A 542-nucleotide genomic window follows, 5' to 3' on the forward strand; every position below is an offset into this window, starting at 1 on the left:
GTGAGTTTCCGGCCGAGGATATCCGGAAGATTTTCCCCCGGAATACCAATCCGAACTTTGACTATATGACCAGCCCGGGCCAGCACTCGATGGCAAAAGAGTATCTGCCGTTTCTGAACAACCAGCTTCTGGAATCGGCATGGCCGGAGCTGAAGCTGAGCCGGAAAACGTCCCGTAAAAATTTCCGGGAGCAGATGGATACATACGGGAAAGACTCACCGGCAGAAGAACTGAAGCGTAACCGGATGTTCCTGGCCCTGCAGGATAGGGTGGGCAGTTCGCTGACGGTTACCCGGAAGCTGCCGGGCGGTGAGAATGCCCTGACCCGTTTTAAATCGGTTGCGGAGGAAGAAGTTGAATCGACACGCTAAATCACTGGCAGAGCTGCTGCCACTGCTGGTTCTGTTACCTCTGAGTGGCTGTGCGGGCCGCCCGGATTATGCCCTGAACCCTCCGGCCAGTACGGAGTGGGTGACGGTGGCGGTGAAACTACCGCCGGAAACGGAAGCGTTACCGCTGGATGTGCTTTACCGCTCAGAGAC

General features: G+C 56.6%; 2 pseudogenes. Both read left to right on the top strand.

The features are described from left to right. A pseudogene (locus GJV78_RS23230) lies at window positions 1-371 on the top strand (lipase family protein); the annotation flags it as partial. After that, window positions 355-542, top strand: a pseudogene (locus GJV78_RS23405) (hypothetical protein); the annotation flags it as partial. The pseudogenes GJV78_RS23230 and GJV78_RS23405, both read left to right, overlap by 17 nt.

Source organism: Intestinirhabdus alba, from assembly GCF_009711095.1.
Taxonomy (GTDB): domain Bacteria; phylum Pseudomonadota; class Gammaproteobacteria; order Enterobacterales; family Enterobacteriaceae; genus Intestinirhabdus; species Intestinirhabdus alba.